General features: G+C 40.3%; 17 protein-coding genes, 13 tRNA genes and 1 riboswitch. Of the genes, 23 read left to right on the top strand and 7 right to left on the bottom strand.

Features of this window, described 5'->3' with window-relative positions:
* Positions 1-94: 94 nt before the first annotated feature.
* From IAE53_RS04755 to IAE53_RS04690, 14 genes are all read left to right on the top strand, one after another.
* A tRNA-Thr gene (locus tag IAE53_RS04755) sits at positions 95-167 on the top strand.
* An 8-nt stretch (positions 168-175) separates the two neighbouring features.
* Positions 176-247 (top strand) — tRNA-Gly (locus IAE53_RS04750).
* A gap of 5 nt (positions 248-252) precedes the next feature.
* Positions 253-336 (top strand) — tRNA-Leu (locus IAE53_RS04745).
* 5 nt (positions 337-341) lie between these two features.
* Positions 342-415: transfer RNA gene (locus IAE53_RS04740), tRNA-Arg, on the top strand.
* 67 nt (positions 416-482) lie between these two features.
* Positions 483-556: transfer RNA gene (locus IAE53_RS04735), tRNA-Pro, on the top strand.
* A gap of 29 nt (positions 557-585) precedes the next feature.
* Positions 586-659, top strand: a tRNA-Met gene (locus tag IAE53_RS04730).
* Positions 660-672: 13 nt separating this feature from the next.
* Positions 673-746: transfer RNA gene (locus tag IAE53_RS04725), tRNA-Ile, on the top strand.
* 22 nt (positions 747-768) lie between these two features.
* Positions 769-858, top strand: a tRNA-Ser gene (locus IAE53_RS04720).
* Positions 859-887: 29 nt separating this feature from the next.
* A tRNA-Met gene (locus IAE53_RS04715) sits at positions 888-961 on the top strand.
* 2 nt (positions 962-963) lie between these two features.
* Positions 964-1,037, top strand: a tRNA-Asp gene (locus IAE53_RS04710).
* A 20-nt stretch (positions 1,038-1,057) separates the two neighbouring features.
* A tRNA-Phe gene (locus IAE53_RS04705) sits at positions 1,058-1,130 on the top strand.
* Between the two features lie 30 nt (positions 1,131-1,160).
* Positions 1,161-1,231, top strand: a tRNA-Gly gene (locus IAE53_RS04700).
* Positions 1,232-1,253: 22 nt separating this feature from the next.
* Positions 1,254-1,327, top strand: a tRNA-Ile gene (locus IAE53_RS04695).
* A gap of 394 nt (positions 1,328-1,721) precedes the next feature.
* Positions 1,722-2,927, top strand: coding sequence for an MFS transporter (locus tag IAE53_RS04690; protein WP_148423310.1), 1,206 nt, complete (start codon positions 1,722-1,724; stop codon positions 2,925-2,927).
* A 42-nt stretch (positions 2,928-2,969) separates the two neighbouring features.
* On the opposite strand, the gene IAE53_RS04685 is transcribed toward IAE53_RS04690, so the two are convergent.
* Positions 2,970-3,746: a TIGR01457 family HAD-type hydrolase gene (locus tag IAE53_RS04685; RefSeq protein WP_148423311.1), complete on the bottom strand. Its 777-nt coding sequence runs from the start codon at positions 3,744-3,746 to the stop codon at positions 2,970-2,972.
* A 270-nt stretch (positions 3,747-4,016) separates the two neighbouring features.
* Here IAE53_RS04685 and IAE53_RS04680 point away from each other — a divergent pair, with 270 nt between their 5' ends.
* The gene (locus IAE53_RS04680) at positions 4,017-4,409 is read left to right on the top strand and encodes a hypothetical protein (RefSeq protein ID WP_148423312.1); all 393 of its coding nucleotides are present in this window, start codon (positions 4,017-4,019) and stop codon (positions 4,407-4,409) included.
* Positions 4,409-5,200: a DUF6681 family protein gene (locus IAE53_RS04675; protein WP_148423313.1), complete on the top strand. Its 792-nt coding sequence runs from the start codon at positions 4,409-4,411 to the stop codon at positions 5,198-5,200. Before IAE53_RS04680 ends, IAE53_RS04675 begins: the two co-directional genes overlap by 1 nt.
* Positions 5,201-5,214: 14 nt before the next feature.
* On the opposite strand, the gene IAE53_RS04670 is transcribed toward IAE53_RS04675, so the two are convergent.
* Positions 5,215-5,658 (bottom strand): GNAT family N-acetyltransferase, encoded by a 444-nt coding sequence (locus IAE53_RS04670; RefSeq protein ID WP_148423314.1) that lies wholly within the window; start codon positions 5,656-5,658, stop codon positions 5,215-5,217.
* Positions 5,659-5,707: 49 nt separating this feature from the next.
* Here IAE53_RS04670 and IAE53_RS04665 point away from each other — a divergent pair, with 49 nt between their 5' ends.
* The 3 genes from IAE53_RS04665 (at position 5,708) to IAE53_RS04655 (ending at position 9,539) form a co-directional block, all read left to right on the top strand.
* Complete coding sequence (locus IAE53_RS04665) at positions 5,708-7,903, top strand: LTA synthase family protein (protein WP_148423315.1); 2,196 nt, start codon at positions 5,708-5,710, stop codon at positions 7,901-7,903.
* Positions 7,904-7,922: 19 nt separating this feature from the next.
* The gene (locus IAE53_RS04660; protein ID WP_148423316.1) at positions 7,923-8,984 is read left to right on the top strand and encodes a glycosyltransferase; all 1,062 of its coding nucleotides are present in this window, start codon (positions 7,923-7,925) and stop codon (positions 8,982-8,984) included.
* Between the two features lie 84 nt (positions 8,985-9,068).
* Positions 9,069-9,539, top strand: coding sequence for a MerR family transcriptional regulator (locus IAE53_RS04655; RefSeq protein WP_148423317.1), 471 nt, complete (start codon positions 9,069-9,071; stop codon positions 9,537-9,539).
* Between the two features lie 36 nt (positions 9,540-9,575).
* On the opposite strand, the gene thiT is transcribed toward IAE53_RS04655, so the two are convergent.
* A complete protein-coding gene (gene thiT, locus IAE53_RS04650; RefSeq protein WP_148423318.1) occupies positions 9,576-10,130 on the bottom strand; it encodes an energy-coupled thiamine transporter ThiT in 555 nt (184 codons plus the stop codon).
* 69 nt (positions 10,131-10,199) lie between these two features.
* A riboswitch (TPP riboswitch) is annotated at positions 10,200-10,288 on the bottom strand.
* 67 nt (positions 10,289-10,355) lie between these two features.
* On the opposite strand from thiT, the gene IAE53_RS04645 reads away from it, so the two are divergent.
* Positions 10,356-11,249, top strand: a complete 894-nt coding sequence (locus IAE53_RS04645) for an RluA family pseudouridine synthase (protein WP_148423319.1) — start codon at positions 10,356-10,358, stop codon at positions 11,247-11,249.
* A gap of 41 nt (positions 11,250-11,290) precedes the next feature.
* Here IAE53_RS04645 and IAE53_RS04640 read toward each other — a convergent pair whose 3' ends face one another.
* From IAE53_RS04640 to IAE53_RS04625, 4 genes are all read right to left on the bottom strand, one after another.
* The gene (locus tag IAE53_RS04640; RefSeq protein ID WP_148423320.1) at positions 11,291-12,010 is read right to left on the bottom strand and encodes an MIP/aquaporin family protein; all 720 of its coding nucleotides are present in this window, start codon (positions 12,008-12,010) and stop codon (positions 11,291-11,293) included.
* A 102-nt stretch (positions 12,011-12,112) separates the two neighbouring features.
* Entirely contained in the window at positions 12,113-12,841 is a 729-nt protein-coding gene (locus tag IAE53_RS04635) for an MIP/aquaporin family protein (protein WP_148423321.1), read from the bottom strand.
* A gap of 113 nt (positions 12,842-12,954) precedes the next feature.
* Positions 12,955-15,024 (bottom strand): copper-translocating P-type ATPase, encoded by a 2,070-nt coding sequence (locus IAE53_RS04630; protein ID WP_148423322.1) that lies wholly within the window; start codon positions 15,022-15,024, stop codon positions 12,955-12,957.
* A complete protein-coding gene (locus IAE53_RS04625) occupies positions 15,005-15,448 on the bottom strand; it encodes a CopY/TcrY family copper transport repressor (protein ID WP_010278861.1) in 444 nt (147 codons plus the stop codon). Before IAE53_RS04625 ends, IAE53_RS04630 begins: the two co-directional genes overlap by 20 nt.
* Positions 15,449-15,635: 187 nt before the next feature.
* On the opposite strand from IAE53_RS04625, the gene IAE53_RS04620 reads away from it, so the two are divergent.
* From IAE53_RS04620 to IAE53_RS04610, 3 genes are read left to right on the top strand one after another with little or no spacing between them, the layout of a single operon-like run.
* The gene (locus tag IAE53_RS04620) at positions 15,636-16,001 is read left to right on the top strand and encodes a GntR family transcriptional regulator (RefSeq protein WP_010278859.1); all 366 of its coding nucleotides are present in this window, start codon (positions 15,636-15,638) and stop codon (positions 15,999-16,001) included.
* A complete protein-coding gene (locus IAE53_RS04615) occupies positions 15,998-16,900 on the top strand; it encodes an ATP-binding cassette domain-containing protein (RefSeq protein WP_188353364.1) in 903 nt (300 codons plus the stop codon). The genes IAE53_RS04620 and IAE53_RS04615 overlap by 4 nt, the downstream gene beginning before the upstream one ends.
* Positions 16,900-17,727 carry a hypothetical protein gene (locus IAE53_RS04610; protein ID WP_148423324.1) on the top strand — a complete coding sequence of 276 codons (828 nt, stop codon included), beginning with the start codon at positions 16,900-16,902 and terminating at the stop codon, positions 17,725-17,727. The genes IAE53_RS04615 and IAE53_RS04610 overlap by 1 nt, the downstream gene beginning before the upstream one ends.
* Positions 17,728-17,744: the final 17 nt, after the last annotated feature.

The raw sequence follows: 17,744 nt of genomic DNA, 5'->3' as shown, positions 1-17,744 counted from the left end.
ACCTGCCTTACAAGCAGGGGGTCACAGGTTCGATCCCTGTAGCGTCCATTGACTTCAGGGTCAAGAAAGAAACCGGCACGTCGGGATAAGCGATGCCGACTTAGCTCAGTTGGTAGAGCACCGCTCTTGTAAAGCGGGGGTCGAAGGTTCGAGTCCTTTAGTCGGCATGAATTATGCGGAAGTAGTTCAGTGGTAGAACATCACCTTGCCATGGTGGGGGTCGCGGGTTCGAATCCCGTCTTCCGCTTTTATGCCGGCGTGGCGGAATAGGCAGACGCACAGGACTTAAAATCCTGCGATAGAAATATCGTACCGGTTCGATCCCGGTCGCCGGCATATATGCACCTATAGCGCAATTGGATAGAGCGTCTGACTACGAATCAGGAGGTTGCAGGTTCGACTCCTGCTAGGTGCATAGAGGTTGAAGGAATTCAAACTCTTTTTTTAAGTATAAGAAGGGCGAAAGCTCAGGAAGACTTTTTCGGGATGTAGCTCAGCTTGGTAGAGCACCTGGTTTGGGACCAGGGGGTCGCAGGTTCGAATCCTGTCATCCCGATTGGTTAAGGGAACTTAGCCGAAGAGGATCGCGGTGTAGCTCAGCTGGCTAGAGCGTTCGGTTCATACCCGAGAGGTCGAGGGTTCGATTCCCCCCGCCGCGATAGGCTCGAAAAAGGACCATTAGCTCAGTTGGTTAGAGCAGACGGCTCATAACCGTCCGGTCGTTGGTTCGAGTCCAACATGGTCCATGCAGGACGAAGCAAAGATAATGGAGAATTACCCAAGTCTGGCTGAAGGGAACGGTCTTGAAAACCGTCAGGTCGGGAAACCGGCGCGTGGGTTCGAATCCCACATTCTCCTTAGGCATGAAGATGTCGCAATAAAATTATCGCGGGATGGAGCAGTCTGGTAGCTCGTCGGGCCCATAACCCGAAGGTCGTAGGTTCAAATCCTGCTCCCGCAATTGGTCGCATGGTCTAGCTGGTTAGGACGCCTGCCTGTCACGCAGGAGATCGCGGGTTCGAGCCCCGCTGTGACCGTTCATTGGGAACAATGAGATGGCTCTGTAGCTCAGTTGGTAGAGCAATGCATTGAAGCTGCATGTGTCGGCGGTTCGATTCCGTCCAGCGCCATAGGGAGGAGACTTCCGACAGGAACTACTTGCGAATGTAGTTCAATGGTAGAATTCCAGCCTTCCAAGCTGGCTATGCGGGTTCGATTCCCGTCATTCGCTTGATGTTAGAGCATCAAAATATGGGCCATTAGCTCAGTTGGTTAGAGCGCTGTGTTGATAACGCAGAGGTCCCAGGTTCGAGTCCTGGATGGCCCACTAATAAGATGATGGTAGTGAATGTTGTGTGAACATAACATTCACTATTTTTTTGTTGATGATTTACAATGTAACTTTTTCATTTATTTTCAGAAATTGCGGATTAAAATATTAATTTCACAAACTATCTTTATCTTTTCTTATTATCAAATATTGTATTGTCAACTTATTTGACAATATAATAAGAAAATAAAAAAAACTTTGCATACTTTGTGAAATCGTGGTAATCTTAAATCAACGGCTTAACGCTTACATTATTTTCATGCAAACGCGCGCGGTGTTAAAATAACGAGGTTTCGCGCGACATGAATGATATAATATCCGGTCCGATTTTTGTGCCCACTTAGTGACATTTTTTTGTCGTTAGGTGTTGAGGTATAATGAGATTGGAAAAATGGAAGAAAAATTATTTAACAAAGGCTTTTTAACGATTACGATCATCAACTTTATTGTCTATTTGGTGTATTATCTCATGATGGTCATCATTGCTGTGGTAGCACATGATCAATTGCATGCGTCCTTTGGGCAAGCTGGTCTTGCATCAGGAATATATATTATTGGTACACTGATTGCGCGTTTAATTATGGGGAAAGAGCTCGAATTAATTGGACGCAAGCGGGTGGCCAGATGGGGTGCTATTCTCTATTTAATCACAACAGTTGCTTACCTGGCTGTTCCTACGATAGGTGTTCTAGATGGTGTTCGATTGCTTAATGGTTTTGCTTACGGTATGACTTCAACAGCATTGAATGCAATTGTTACAGAGTTTATCCCAGAAAAACGCAAAGGCGAAGGAATAAACTATTATGGTTTGAGTACAAGTCTGGCAGCGGCTATTGGACCTTTCATCGGGTTGTTGCTACTAAACGCAACAAGTTTTCAATTTATCGTCATTCTGTCAACAGTATTAATTGGCGTATCGATGGTTGCGTTATTTGCAGTTAAAATTAATAATGTTAATTTGTCCGCTGCACATCTGGCTGAATTAAAATCTTGGAAAATTTCTAGTTTTATTGAATTTAAAGTTTTGTTAATTGCTGCCATTGGCTTTTTAATGGGATTGTCTTATTCATCAGTTTTGTCATTCTTAGCTTCTTATGCAGAGACATTACATTTAGTGGCTATCAGCTCGTTTTTCTTCGTAGTATATGCTGGTATCGTCACGTTGACGCGTCCTATGTCTGGTAGAATTTTTGACCGTTTTGGTGAAAATTATGTCATGTACCCTAGTTATTTGTTTTTGGCGGTGGGATTAGTAATCTTAGCGTTTGCGAATAATGGCTTTGTATTACTATTGTCTGGTGCATTTATCGGATTAGGCTATGGTACATTTATGTCAAACGGACAGGCGGTCACACTTAAACTTGTCACTAGTCATCGAATTGGTATAGCTCTTTCCACTTACTTTATTGGTTTGGATTTGGGACTGGGTGTTGGTCCATACGTATTAGGTGCTTTGCATAATGCACTGTCATTCCGTGAGTTGTACTTGGTATCAGCAGTTATTCCGATTGTTTCGGCAATTCTTTACTTATTATTCTATCACCCAAATAAAACAAAAAAAGTGGCCCAAAAAGTTACTAAACGTGAATTAGCTTAAAAAAAATCACATCATAATCTTGATGTGATTTTTTATTTTCAATTAAACAAGCCAATCGTCTAGATTTTCGACTTCATGGGTTGGTTTGATTGCAACTTGGTTAATTTGTTCGTGCGTTGATAAGCCTGAATAAACTAAGAGGGTATCGATACCAGCATTGATACCCGCGAGAATATCTGTATTATAGTTGTCACCAACCATAACAACATCTTCTTTGGCAACCCATAGTTTCTGCAACGCACCTGTCATAATTGGTGTTTCAGGTTTTGCGATGACAGTTGGCGTTACCTGAGTAGCAGTTTCAATGGCTGCTACGATCGCGCCAGCTCCAGGAATCATACCGCGCTCATTTGGCAAATTAGTATCACGATTGGTAGCAATAAATTTAGCGCCATGTTGAATAGCTAAAGTTGCATACATTAACTTATCGTATGTAAATGTTCGATCTAATGCTGCTACTACAAAGTCCGCATGGTCGTCTTGCACCAAACTAAATCCGGCGTCTAAAAGTGCTTCTTCAAGGCCGATCTCGCCAACTACCAAAACGCGTGTTTGTTGTGGGGTTGCTAACGCTTTCAAATAATCGGCAGTGGCCATGGCACTAGTATAAATTTGGTCGGTAGTTGTGTCAATCTGATGATTAATCGTTAAGTTGGCAGCAACATCAGCCGGACTTTTGGTTGAATTATTTGTGACAAATAAGTAAGGAATATTGGCAGCTTTTAAGCGATCAATAAATCGTTTCCCCGATGCAAATTTTTTAGATCCCTGATATATTGTACCGTCAAGATCAATAAAATACGCTTTGTATTTTGACATGTTTAATCTCCATTTAACATTGAATGACTATATTATACACATCAACAGTAGTTGATATCAAACAACGAATCAACGGACTTCTCTCCAATCTCAATCTCCCTAAAATAAAATCTCCTAAATATCGTCCGCCCGCAAGAGATTGCGGGTTTTCGTTTTAATTATGGATTTATTTTATGTTTATTTGATGGAAAGCGGGTAAAATGTAATTATACTGTTAATGATATATGACCTATTATTAGGTGTTAATCACGTCAGCATAGAGGGGAGCTTATGGCAAAAAAATATAGAACACCACCTTTTTTGACACCATCAGCAATTGTGTCGCTGATTGTTGCTATTAGTGCGGCAAACTTGGCTGTTAACGTTGCAACAGGTACAACAGAAGGTGGGCGAGCATCATCACGGGCGGTTAGTACAACGTCTTCGTCATCAATGGATACAAGCAAAAATACATCGACGACCAGTCGCGATACTTCATCTATTGAGACCTCATCATCTGAGAGTAGTGACGTGTCATCATCCGTTACACCTTCTTCGTCCTCAACCTCAACTTCATCGGAAACTTCTAGCACAACAACATCTTCATCATCTTCAAGCTCTTCATCGAGTCAAAGTTCGAGTTCTAATGCGACGTCTACCAGTAGTTCGGAGGACAGCCAATAATGTTTACATTGCTTGACTTAGTCAATCATTATCTTGGTTATTTTACTACCAATTCTAAAGTAAAAGGCCGTATTTACACAGCAGTAGGTGCCATTGGCGTATGGTACTTACTATATCTGGCATATCGTTTTTTTGAAAATGGTCGTATTCTAAGGGGTAGTTTACTAGTAGCAATATTTTTAGTTTTACTGTATTTTGTTATTTTAAATGTGTTGTACTTTTTTACAAAAAAAACAACGAAATGGGATATTTCGCCTAAAATAGAACAAATTGTCGGACAACCTCATGAAGAAACGACACCAGCCGTAGCGAATGTGATTATTCCGGCAAACGGGCTATATGAACGTCAAGACGTTATGAATGGTGTTATTGACAGTAATTTGCAGCAAAGAACCAACATTGACATCGTTGCTCATGAAATGAATGATTTAAATTTAATCGCACAAGACTATGGTCACTTGGGTGAACAGGCGCAACGACAAATTATTGCACAAAAAGGAGTGATTAACGCCAATCATCCAGGGACAATATTGCCTTATTTTGATATGCAAGAAACTGGCGGCACATTGACAATATTTGGTGGCATCAATCAGTTGCAGGCTCGCGAACTCGGGATTGTTTCTCGGGTAGGGTTGACACCAACGGATCAAGCATTGTCACATTATCGTTTGGCTGTTGCTTCGGTAGTTCTGACTGGCGGATTAAGTCATGTTGCTACGAGAAGTGAACTCATTGACGATCAGCAGCCTTATCAAATTAAAGTTGAAATTGCTTACATGAGGCGTTCTTAGCACAAAAAAAGCGCCTATGACAGCGCTTTTTTCATGTGAATATGTTGAATACCAGCGTCGATGAACGCTTCGCCAAAAGCTGAAAAACCTAAATGATCGTAAAAACCGCGAGCCTGCACTTGTGCACCTAGTACTAATGTTTTGATACCGTATTCAGGGGCAAGTTGTTCAATATATGCAAATAATTTGCTACCAAGACCCTTGCCACGCGCAGGATAGAGCGTGGCTACACGCTGAACATGCCAAGTAGCTGTTGACTCAGGTAAAACACGAGCAGTTGCTGCGAGTTTGCCATCAACATATGCTACGATGTGAATTGCCTCTTCTTCGGCCGACGGATCATCCATCTCGTCAGCGATGTCAACGCCTTGTTCGATGACAAACACGGTTTTTCTGATTGTTAGGGCGTCTATTTGAATTGGACCGAGCCCTTTTTGATGTTTTATTTCTATTGTCATGATACAAGTATAGCAATATTTAGAGCGAGTGACCATATAAATTGGTATAATGAAACTTATGAAAAAATTTTTGAAAAAATTTTGGCACCAGACGCTGGCGCCAAAAAATTGGCTAGCACAACTGAATACACGACTTGGTTTTTTTACATGGTTAGTCGTCTTATTCACATTAAAAACTATTTTGGCGTATGGTGCTGATTTTGATTGGTTACACGTTTCTGATCCATTGCAAGTAATTCTCATGCTATTGAATCCAATCGGATTTACCATGATTTTGTTTAGTTTGGTCTTGTTCATCAAGCCCAAACAAATTTATTATGGGGCACTATTACTCATTGATACAGCGATGACAACATTGTTGTATTTGAATGTCATTTATTTTCGAGAATTTTCAGATTTCATGTCCATTAATACCATGCTGGGGTACAATACGGTTAACCAAGGTAGTAAAGCAGCAGGCGCCATTTCTTTTGGCGTACATGATTTTTTATTTTGGATTGATTTAGTCATTTTAATTGGCTTGATGATTATTCGAAAAATTAAATTCGATCAGCGACCATTAAAACGTTGGCAACCATTTAAACTTTTTACCATTGGTGTTTTTGTATTGGTGGCAAATATGTTTTTTGCAGATGTTGATCGACCACAGTTATTAACACGTCAGTTTGATCGTGAATATATGGTGAAGTATTTGGGTATTGGACCATTCACAATTTATGATGCGATTAATACATACCAAACTAGTCAGGTTCGTAAAAGTGCAACACCATCTGAATTAACAGCTGTTCAGAAATATATTAAGAAAAATTATGCGGCGATTAATCCAGAATTTTATGGCAAAGCGAAAGGCAAGAACGTCATTGTGATTCATTTGGAAAGCTTCCAACAAATGTCACTTGATTTGAAAATTAATGGCCAAGAAGTAACACCGTTTTTGAATAGCTTATACCATAGCAAGTCGAGTGTTTCGTTTGATAATTTCTTTAATCAAGTTGGACAAGGTAAGACATCTGACGCAGAAAATATGCTAGAGACTTCTACTTTTGGATTACCACAAGGCTCATTATTTTCCAAACTAGGAGATGATCAAACCTTTCAGGCAATGCCTGCTATTTTGAATCAACGTGCTGGTTATTCAAGCGCAGTATTTCATGGTAACATTGGTAGCTTTTGGAATCGTAGCACAGTTTACAAACATATGGGCTACCAAAATTGGATTTCCGGTGATTATTTTGATTTAACTGGTAAAAAAGCGACATCGTGGGGCCTGAAAGATAAATTATTATTTCAAAACTCTATTCCTTATCTAGAACGTTTGCAGCAGCCGTTTTATGCTAAATATTTGACAGTGACAAACCACACACCTTATACGCTAGATGCACAGGACCAAGATCCTAATTTCCAGACGTCGAATACAGGTTCAACATTAGTGGACAACTATTTCATCACCAATCACTACCTTGATCAATCCGTGAAGGAATTCTTTAATTATCTCAAAAAATCAGGGTTGTACGATAATACTGCTGTTGTCTTGTATGGTGATCACTACGGTATTTCTAATACTGACGCGCCTTATTTGGCGTCGGTGCTTGGCAAAAGTGAGAGTAATTGGAACGATTTAGATAATGCTAATTTGCAACGAGTGCCATTGATTGTTCATATACCGGGCATGACAAATGGTTATATTGATCATACTTATGGTGGTGAAATTGATGTTGCACCTACCTTGGAGCATTTACTTGGTATTAGTACTAAGCGATATATTCAATTTGGACAGGACTTATTAAGTAAGCAGCACGTGCAAATTGTTGCTTTCCGCAATAAAGACTGGATAACACCTGAATACGCCAGTCTGTCAGGACGCATTTGGAATACGAAAACGAATCAGTTGATTGAATATCCTGATAAAAAGTTGCAGGCTAAAGTCAACAAGATTCAAAGTTATGTGAACAAAAAATTAGATATGTCAGATAACTTGAATCAGAAAAATTTGCTGCGCTTCTACACACCAAAAGGATTTAAAGCTGTTGATCCTTCTAAATATGATTATAGTAAAGATAGTACGGTCAAACGATTGAAAAAAATTAACCAAGAATTAGGGACAAAATCTACAAGCTTACTGTCTAAAAATGGCAATCAATCAACGTTAAGTGATTACATTACTGACGCACCAGAGTCGCGCGATAAAGCGACAGATACCACGAGATTGTTACCACGAAACGCAGATGATTGGAGTGGAAATTAATGATGTTTGGAGTAAAAATATGACCAAAATTCTCATTGCCCTTGAAAACATTGGTCTTGGGGGCATGAAGCGTGCCACAACCGTCGTGGGTAACGCCTTAGCACAACAACACAACGTTGTGTATTACAGCTTTTCTGATTTACCAGCCTTTTATGCCCTATCAGCGGAGCTACGCATAGCAAAGAGACCGTTAACTTTAGCCAACGATGCACAGCCTTATATTAAATATGCTGAACAAATTCAAGATTTTATTGATCTTGCACGGGAATTCGAGGTGGTTATTTTAGCAGGTGGTTTGTTGTCTAGTTTTGCTGCTGTTATGAAACCACAATTACCTGATACACAGTTAATTGGTTGGATGCATAATAATGTGACGACCTACAAAAGCCAGTACTATGCTGATATGCAGCCTGAATTTGAAGCAGGTTTGCGGGCACTTGATACTGTTGTTGTGTTAACAGACTACGATTTGGCCGGCTTTAAATCCTACAATAAGCACGCCGTCAAAATATGGAATCCGTTGACTATCACACCAAATGGTCGTGCTGATTTGTCACAGCATATCATTGCCTTTACAGCTCGAATTGCGATTCAGCATAAAGGCATCGATTTTGCTGTGAAATTGGCTTCAAAATTACCAAATGATTGGCGCCTGGCAATTGCAGGTAATGGACTACCAGAAGATATGGCAACTTTTCAAGGCTTAATTGAAAAATATGCGGCGCACGATAAAATTATTTACCGTGGTGGGCTAAAAGATGAGGCATTACGACAACATTACCGTGATGCTAGTATTTTCTTACAGACGTCTCGTTGGGAAGGATTGCCATTGGTTTTGGCTGAAGCGATGAGCTTTGGGTTACCAATTGTCGCAATGAAAAATACCGGTTCTGCGGAGGTACTAGACGGTGGTAAATACGGCATTTTAGTCGAGAATGGCGATGTTGATGGTTTGTTAGCAGCTATTCAACCACTATTAAGTACTCAAAAAGAGCGACAATACTATGCTAATATTTCATTACAACGAGTAGAAGATTTTGAAATGGGCCCAATTTTAGAACAGTGGCAGGCTTTGTTTTAACAAAGGAATGTGCTATATTTAAATAGATATTAGGGGTGTTTAGCAACTTAGTTGACAAAGAACACTATTTCTAGAGGCACAGACATGAATTTTGACAAAGAAAATTTTAAAAAACCGTCTCTTGATCATTTACAATTCCGTATTGGCGAGTTAGCACGTATGACAAATATTTCGACACGGCAACTTCGTTATTGGGAAAAGCAAGGATATGTTCAAGCGATCGATCGAGAAGATGAACAAGAATCTCGGTTATATGGCTTTCGAGCGTTTATTAAGGTTGCGATAATCAAACAAAACTTAGATGATGGTGACAGTCTACATGACGCTGTTGATAAGGCTAATGAACAACTTGAAAGTGCCATGATTATTCATCACATTATGAAAAAAGCCTTTCAAGGTATTGAAGAATATGAGGGTCGTGTTGTTGTAAATTTGGGTTATTTTGATGACGATGAGACACAATTGTTGTACGTCTATCTGGAATCTGGCAAAGTAAAGTATCGGGTTGTTGATAAACGCGAGTCTCCAATCACGAGAAAAAGCCAGTTATTATAACAGCTTCCCTTCAGAATTGTTATAATAACTGGCTTTTTATTTGAACATTTTTGGTTGAACGCGAAGCAAAATAATCAGTACAACAATCGTCAACAGGATTTGTGGGATAACATAAGCTGCGTTGTAAATTAGTGAGTAAAGCCACGGATTTTGTCCTTTAGGGGCAAATGCGCCGTAAAAGAAACCACCAGCCAAAAAGGAACCAAAAAAGCGACCCAAACCACCTAATAGGGCACCAATTGATATGAGTATCATTGCTTGCCTTGTTGCATCTCGACGGAGTGCATATTTTAATTGGCTTTCGAACAATCCGCCGAGACCAACTAGCGTGTAGGCAAAGAAATAGTCAAAAAATACTTGTAATGGATTTAAATAGTACGGATTTAAAATAAAAGTCACTATACCAACAATTAATCCAGTAATCATACCGGCTTTTACACCGTGACGGTATGCAACAAATAATATTGGGACCAGTGACAAGGTTACAGCGCCACCTTGTGGCATTTTAAATAGGGTCAACCAATCGAAAACAACAGCCAAGGCGGCAAATATAGCCACTTCAGCGATGACGCGGGAACGAGAATTTTGCATAGACTTCATATCTCCAAAAAAATAAAAGCGCAACCGTCAAGAGAATTTACAGGTTGCGCCATTAATGAGCTAAACAATGTGGTATCTCCCTTCGCATGCATTATCATGAGCAGGTTCAGTGGGTATATCTCAGCCAAAAGGCACCCCAGATAATTTAAGTATAACTAAAATGACAATAAAGTCAAATTAAGGGGCTAAGCAACTAAAGGTGTGGGCACTTATCCTATGACAACATGGCAATATCAATTTATTATATCACCGCATAACGCAGGACAATCAGTGAAAGCCTTATGGACCAAATGGCTCATTCCAAAGCGTATTCGTGGCGCTCTCAGAATTAAGCGTCATTTCACTGTGAATGGCAGAATGGTCCCGACTAGTTACTATTTGGCAACTAACGATGTCTTAGTGATGACGTTTGATCAGGACGACTTTAGAACGAGTAGTTCTAATTATCGACCAAATTATAATCAGCAGGTAACAACTTTATTTGAGAACGATTATCTTGTGGTGATTGATAAACCAGCGGGGATGAAAATGCATCCGCATTCACCCACAGAAGATGATACTTTGCTGAATTACGTTGCCGGTGATTTTCAAAGGCGCCATGTAGAAGCGTCGCCTTATATGGTACATCGAATTGATCGGGCTACCTCCGGCGCCGTTATTGTTGCAAAAACGCCTTTAGTAGTGCCAATACTTGACCAGCTATTATCTGCTAAGGTAATTACGCGGACTTATTTGGCATGGGTGAGTGGTGTGATGCCGACAAAACAGGGAATAATTAAAACACCAATTGGCATTGATGCAAAAGACGACAGGAAACGTGCTGTCAATGGCGCCGAAGCACAATTTGCTGTAACGCATTGGACTAATGTACATACAGTTTATCAAAATTCACTATTACGAATTCGTTTGGATACTGGACGAATGCACCAAATTAGGGTTCATTTAGCTAGTATAGGTCATCCAATAGTTGGGGATGACCTATATGGTGGGCGTCATATGCCAAGATTGATGCTGCATTCAGCTACCATTGAACTACCTTTACCCTTTGATGGTGGCGTTAAAACGATTACAGGTCCATTGCCTCATGACTTTCCACGGCAATTGCGATAATAAAAAAGAAGCTCGTGATGAGCTTCTTTTTAGTAAAAACATTATGCTTCTTTCGTAACACCCTTGTTGAAGAAGTTAGCGGCAAATGCTGCCAAAGCACCACCTAGTAGATCAGCCACTAGGTAAACCCAAACGTGACCAAGTGCTTTACCTTGAACAAAGATTGCAGGACCTAAGGCACGAGCAGGGTTGAAAGCACCACCTGTAATAGGTAATGCAACAATGATTAGAACAGCTAACCACAAACCGATAATCAATGGCGCCGGTACATTAGCCAATTTAGTGACAATTGAAATGACCAAAACAAACAAGAAAGTCAAAATCAATTCAAAGGCGAAAGCGTACCAGCCTTGTCCATCAGCAAAGTTTGTTTGACCAAGACCAGCCAAAGTGACGAATTGTTTGACTGTCATTGATTGACCTGACAAAGCAGTTGTAACTGATGGTGACTTTAGATAAGCTGTAACGCCAAGATAGACAGCACCAGAAGCGACAATAGCACCAATCAGTTGTGCTAATACATAGCCGACAAATTCGACCCATGACAAACGCTTTTGAATTGCCATCGAAAGTGATACGGCTGGGTTAAAGTGTCCACCAGAAACTCGACCAAAAGCATAAATGGCAACGGCCAATGCCAAACCAAATGACAAACCAATTGTGATAGGTGATTGTGTCGTAATAGCTGAATAAACAACACTACCAGTTCCAAAGAACACTAACATAAATGTTCCTAGAAATTCTGCGATATACTTACGCATGAAAAATTCTCCTTGTGTGTAATATTACCAATAAATTCCATTATACACGTTTATTTCTAGAAACAAAAAAAGATTGACAATGTTAGTCAATCTTTATAAACTTTAGGCTTTTACGGCTTTTTCGTCACTGGCTTTGTTGAAGTAGTTAGCGGCAAATGCTGCCAATGCACCAGCGATTAGCTGTGCTGGAATATAGACTAGCAAATGCTTGAGTGCTTTACCACCGACAAAGATTGCTGGTGACAATGAACGGGCTGGGTTGAATGATCCGCCTGTAATTGGTAGGGCTACAATAATCAAAACGGCTAAGAAAAGGCCAATAACCAATGGGGCTGGAACGTTAGTCAACTTGGTGACAATTGAGATTACAAGTACGAACAAGAATGTCAAGACGAACTCAAACGCAAAAGCGTTAAGACGTTCACCAGTGGCATAGTTTGCTTGACCCAAACCAACATAAGAAACGAATTGGCTGACGGTCATTGTTTGTCCAGATAATGCTGTGGAAACAGTTGAAGACTTCAAGTAAGCGGCAACACCGCCATAAACAGCTGCTGAAGCAACAATTGCACCGAGGAATTGTGCCACGATATAACCACCAAAATCAACCCATGAGAGTCTTTTTTGGATAGCCATTGACAACGAAACAGCTGGATTAAAGTGGCCGCCAGAAATTGGACCAAATGTGTAAATGGCAATTGCTAAAGCAAGGCCAAAGGCTAGTGCAACTGTCAATGGTGATTGTGTGGATGCAGCAGAGTAGACGATACTACCTGTTCCAACCCCAACCAACATGAATGTGCCTAGAAATTCTGCGATATACTTACGCATGTAAGATTCTCCTTATGGGTATAAAATTATCAACACTTACTATTCTACACGTTTATATTAAGTGGTTATTAAAGAAATGGTAATTTTTAATATTTGATTAAATAGTTAATATTTTACCCTTTAAGTGTCAGCGCATTTAAGGAAACGACAATGGTTGAAAAAGACATAACAATAGCACCAATCATTGGATTGAGCATAAGACCAATGAAAGATAAAGCACCCGCGGCTAACGGAATGGTAATAATATTGTATCCTGCACCCCACCATAAGTTTTGGACTTGCTTTGTATTGCCATGTTTTGCCAAACGAATGAAGTCGATGATTTTTGGCAGATGATTAGTAATAAGGACGGTATCAGCGGAGGCTTGGGCAACTTGGGTACCAGCGCCAATGGCAACACTTAAATCAGCGTGCGCTAGTGCTGGTGCATCATTAATGCCATCTCCAATCATCATGACAGCGCCACGCTTTTGGTATTCAGCAACTAGGGCAATCTTTTCTTGAGGAGACACACCAGCATGAATGGCTTCAATGCCTAATTCATGGGCAACACGTTTTGCCGATTTTTCGTTATCACCCGTGACAAGAACTGGAATAATATGTTGCGCATGTAAATCATCAATAAACTGACGTGCTGATTCTTTAACACTATCGCCTTGTGCAATGGCAGCTATCACCTTATCATGGTTAAGCAAATATGAAATAGAACCGTCTGTGTTTAGTGGTTCAAAGTCAATATGATGTTCAGTTAAGTATCGTGCGGACACCAATAGGTAGTGATTGTCTTCGATCATACCTGAAACGCCATATCCTGCTATGTTTTCAACGTGTTGTGCTGACAGTGTTGGTGCGCCTTGAGATTGCGCATAGCTAATAATTGATTGCGCCAGCGGATGTGTTGATTGTTGATCGAGTGCACTCATAATTGCCAAAACATGAGATTGATTATCTTGATAGGCTACAAGTTGTTGCACAGTGAATTGGCCGGTTGTTAATGTACCGGTTTTGTCCATCAACGCGTATTGGAGTTGATTAGATGCCGACAATGCTTTGCGGTTTTTGATCAGGATGCCTTGCGCTGCAGCAATTGCTCTTGTACGGCTAATGACTAAGGGAACCGCCAGCCCAAGTGCGTGTGGGCATGCAATCACGAGGACCGTCACAGCAATATTTGTTGCAAAGCCAAATCCTCGTAATGGCGTCCAAATAATCAGGGCACCAAGTGCGAAAACAAGCGCTACCCAGAACAGCCAAGAGGCGACACGATCAGCGATCGTTTCGACTTGTGATTTTTTATCTTGTGATGTGAGCAAAGTTTGTTGTAATTGACCAATAAATGATTGCGCACCTACCGTGGTGAGTTTAACTTCTAGCGTACCATTACCATTTATAGTACCGCCATATACAGTAGCCTCGGTTGATTTATCAATGAGCTGGCTTTCACCTGTCATTAGTGATTCATCGACCTGACTATTGCCATTTATCACGATACCATCAGCTGGGAAAGATTCTCCTGCCAAAACGCGCACCACCATGTTTGATTTAAGGGTGGTAATTGGCATATCCATTATATGATCGCCATGTTTAACGTGAGCAATCTGGGGTAGAAGTTCTCGCAGTTTAGCGGTGGCATCACCTGCTTTCATGGTTGCTGACATCTCAATCCGATGACCCAGTAGCATGATTACGGTAAGCGTTGCAAATTCCCAAAAGAAATCCATTACGTGATGATGAAAGACTTGTGTGGCAATCAAAGCGTAGATAGAATACCAAAATGTGACATTTAAGCCCATTGTGATGAGACTCATCATTGCTGGCTTTTTAGCTTGTAACTCTTGACGCGCACCTACCCAGAATGGCTGTGAGCCAATACCGTACAACATGGCGGACAACAAGGCAGAAACCCAAGCATTGCCTGGGAACACTATGGTAAATGGTAGATTGACACCCATAAATGGCGAAATAAAGAGAATCGGAATCATTAAGATCAATGATATCCAGAAGCGTCTTTTCATATCGTTCATGTCCATGCCTGCCATACCCATATCAGCATCATGGTGGTGCATTGGCATGGCTGACATATCCATCTCAGAATCGGACATCATTGACATATTATGGTCATGATCCATGTGGTGTTCATGTGTCATTTGTGACATTGTGTGATTATTTTTTTTCTCTGTCATCGTGGCAGGCCTCCCAACCTTTTGGTATGCAGTTACAAGCTATTGTTGGCGGAGCAGTTTTTGATTTTTTTGCCAGCAAAGCTTGTAAGTGGCTAATGTCTGTTTGAGATAATGGCGTATCGGCTAAGGCATTGACTAGTGCATCACCAACGCACATGGCACACATTTCGTGCAATGTCGTAGATAATGTGTCAACCATTGCTACTTTTTCTGTAATAGTTGCAGTATATATACGGTCTCTGGCGGCACCATTGTGGCTAATAATGCCCTTTTTGATTAGACGTGTAATCAAGGTTTTAACGGTTGATGGTTGCCAATCTGTTTCCGCGCACAAAATACGGATAATTTGATTGCTAGTTGCTTCTCCTAACGTCCAAATGACACGCATAATTTGCCATTCACTTGTTGATATTGTTGTGTTCATATCTATAGTCTACAACTGTAAACTTAAAAAAACAAGTCAGTATGGTGAGCAAAAGGAATTGACAGATTTAAGTGTACCGTGTAACATAGTACACGTAGTACATTTGGGGACATGGGGAATGAAACTCAGTTAAACATGACAGTGGTGCGGTTACTTAAAGCACCAAATCTTAATCGGGAGCTCACAAATGGCGCAAATACAAAGAAACCAACCACTATACGAGCAGTTAATGTGGCGAATCAAAGCGCAAGTTGCTGCCGGCGTGTTAGTGATTGGTGAAAAATTACCATCGGTCCGTGAAATGGCATTAATTGAGGGATTAAATCCAAACACGGTAGCCAAGGCATATAAAGCACTTGAAGCGCAAAACGTAATCGAGACTGTAACTGGAAAAGGGACTTTTATTCGCAGAAATGGGGAAAATGCGGATAATGAACTTGTTGAACAGCTCAAAAACAAGCTAACAGAAGTAACAATTGAAGCCAAACGGGTTTCAATTAGCCCGAATCAGCTTCACAGCTGGATTGATGAATTGTACGGAGAGAAACAATGACATTGATTTTGGAAAATATTTCAAAAAAAATACAGCATCAGCAAGTTCTAAAAAATGTTTGCTTTGAATTAAATGAAGGTGAAATTGTTGGTCTTGTTGGTCGTAATGGTGCCGGAAAGACGACACTCTTTCGAACAATTGTCGGTGAAATGAAAGCTGATTTTGGACGGATTGGACTTGATGATCAAGACTATGTGCGGACGACTAGTGCGCATGATCAGCTATTCTATGTTGATATGCCTGAAAATTGGTTGGCTTATTATACACCAAACAAAATTAAATCAATTTTGTCGTTGTCCTACAAAGACTTTGATTCTGATTGGTATGATGAGCGCATTAAGCAATTTAATCTGAATAGTAAAAAACGTGTACAAACTTATTCTAAGGGTATGCGTGCACTGTTTACAATCATTGTGGGTTTTGCCAGCCGCGCCCGCTACGTTTTGTTAGATGAGCCGTTAGATGGATTAGATGTTTTAATAAGAGATCAAGTTAAGCAGTTGATTATCGATCGTGTGAACAAAAATAACACGACGGTTTTGATTGCTTCGCATAACTTAATAGAGCTTGATACATTAGTTGATCGTATCTTATTATTGAAAGACGGTAGCATTAATATGACATTTGCTATTGAAAACAATAACAACATCAAAAAGTATCAAGTAGCCTATGACAATGATGAAATGTTGGCGTTTTTGCGTGACAATGGCACAATTATTGCTCACGTTGGTCATATCGTAACGGTTGTCTTTAGTGATTTCGATGAGAGCATTGGGATCAAACTAGCCGGATCAGATTTTAAGTTTATTGAAGAATTGCCTATTGGTAGTGAAGACATTTTCCGTGCTAGCTTTGCAAGTGAAGCCCATGCTTGGCAAAAAGAATTGGAGGGTGAGTAATGTTACGTGCGATAAAAATTTATGGCAAAATGAAAGCACCTCAGTTGATATTAATTGCTTTTTTGGGCATTGCAGTGTCTGCAATTATTATTGGTACAAGCTTTATTGATTCTGGTACAGCTTCTGTTGGCGATGATGCAAGTGAACTTAGCAGTCAATTAATGATTATTTTGCAATTTGCGGCACTACTTTCCTTTTATAATGATAAAACACGGCATCTTGATGCTTGGTTAGTCACACAAAATATGTCACGTCGACAAATATTGTTGAGTAAAGTATTTTGGCTGATAATCGCACCGATTGCATTTGCAGCTATGATTGATTTGCTTTTAACGATTACCATGCAACCTAGCGATTGGGCGCATGCGTTAAGAAGTAATATTATCAATGGTACGTTTAGTTTACTGTTTGCTAGCCTAGTTCTTGGTGTCAGTTTGGTTATAGGTCCTATCTGGCAAAAAGTTGCAGGAAGTATCTATCTTATCGTTGTGTTTGAAGCTATCACCCACACGTCTGCGGATCAAATGTTATCAAGACAGTATTTTATTAACGATTTGATGACATCGGTACTGGCTATTATCGGTATTTCATTAGTGGCACTGACGATTAGTTATTACTTGGTTGATCATGTTGGTGTTGATACTGAAGATGAACCGGTACGATTAACCTATCTTAAATGGCCGGTTGTGATATTTGTTTTTCTATCAATGTTGATATTACAGCTTAATGCTAGTGGTGGTTTGCTAGACAAACTGTTGTTTCCAGCAATTTTCAGCATCACCACGTTCATTTTTGTTTTTAAACCTAAGTTATCTTGGGAAAGATAATACATTCAAATTAGTTG

The sequence above is a fragment of the Leuconostoc sp. S50 genome (genome assembly GCF_016624925.1).
Lineage (GTDB): Bacteria > Bacillota > Bacilli > Lactobacillales > Lactobacillaceae > Leuconostoc > Leuconostoc pseudomesenteroides.
Note: the sequence above shows the minus strand (reverse complement) of the source record. Positions and strands in the feature narration are given on the sequence as shown.